The following is a 1,607-nucleotide window of genomic DNA, read 5'->3' on the forward strand; positions in this document are numbered from 1 at the left end:
TTATTGAAAAAGTTCTAGGGGCTATAGGATTGGCTTGAAACCGGTTTTAGGGGGTTCGACTCCCTCCTTTTTCGTTTAGTTTAACATAGGCTGGTTCTTCAAATGTGTGATAAGGCGGGGGACAGCCATTTAATCATTCGAGGTTGGTGGGGGATTGTTCGGTCATTGATACCTTGCGTTTTGAGGCGAAGGCCTCTCAGATCATGTAGATTATTAGGATCACTGCTACTAGTGAAATAAAGGAGCCAATGGATGATAGAACATTTCATGCGGTATAAGCATCGGGGTAGTCAGAATAGCGTCGGGGTATTCCAGATAGGCCAAGGAAGTGTTGTGGAAAAAAGGTTAAATTTACACCTATGAATATAATAATAAAGTGGGCTTTGGCATAAGTTTGGTCTAATGTATAGCCTGAAAATAAAGGGAATCAGTGGATGAAGCCCCCTATAATGGCAAAAACAGCTCCTATTGACAGGACATAGTGGAAATGGGCGACAACATAGTACGTATCGTGTAGTACAATATCTAGGGATGAGTTTGCTAAGATAATACCGGTAAGGCCCCCTATGGTGAATAGAAAGATAAAGCCTAGGGCTCAAAGTATTGCGGCAGATCATTTGATATTGCCCCCATGAAGTGTAGCAAGTCAGCTGAAAACTTTAACTCCAGTAGGAATAGCAATGATTATGGTAGCAGAGGTGAAGTAAGCTCGTGTGTCTACATCTATGCCTACTGTAAATATATGGTGGGCTCATACAATAAATCCTAGGAACCCGATTGACATTATAGCCCAGGTCATACCTATATACCCAAATGGTTCTTTCTTCCCGGAGTAGTAAGTTACAATGTGGGAGATTATTCCGAATCCAGGGAGAATGAGGATGTAGACTTCAGGGTGGCCAAAGAATCAAAATAGGTGTTGGTATAGGATAGGGTCTCCCCCTCCAGTAGGATCAAAGAAGGTAGTGTTAAGGTTGCGGTCTGTTAATAGTATAGTAATGCCGGCAGCTAAGACTGGCAGGGAGAGGAGTAGTAGGATTGCTGTGATTAGGACAGATCAGACAAACAATGGGGTTTGATACTGGGATATGGCGGGGGGCTTCATGTTGATAATGGTAGTGATGAAGTTGATAGCTCCTAGGATAGAGGAAATCCCTGCTAGGTGGAGGGAGAAAATAACTAAGTCTACGGAGGCCCCTGGATGAGAGAGGTTTCCTGCTAAGGGGGGATATACTGTTCAACCTGTTCCGGCGCCAGCCTCGATTATGGTTGATGCCATTAGCAGCAGGAAAGAGGGGGGAAGAAGTCAGAAGCTTATATTATTTAGACGGGGGAATGCTATGTCAGGAGCACCAATTATCAAGGGTACTAGTCAGTTCCCGAACCCTCCAATTATAATGGGTATAACTATGAAGAAAATTATAACAAATGCATGGGCTGTCACAATGACATTATAGATATGGTCACTACCTAGTAAACTACCGGGTTGGCCTAGTTCAGCTCGAATGAGAAGACTTAGAGCTGTGCCTATGATTCCAGCTCATGCGCCGAATAGTAGGTATAGAGTTCCGATGTCTTTGTGGTTTGTTGAAAAGAGTCAACGATTA

General features: G+C 43.4%; 1 pseudogene. It reads right to left on the bottom strand.

Annotated features, from left to right (window positions below):
* Window positions 1-133: 133 nt before the first annotated feature.
* Window positions 134-1,597: pseudogene (locus ACFINE_RS09665) on the bottom strand (cbb3-type cytochrome c oxidase subunit I); the annotation flags it as partial.
* Between the last annotated feature and the right edge of the window lie 10 nt (window positions 1,598-1,607).

This window comes from Bartonella sp. AA97HXZ, assembly GCF_042196985.1.
GTDB lineage: Bacteria > Pseudomonadota > Alphaproteobacteria > Rhizobiales > Rhizobiaceae > Bartonella.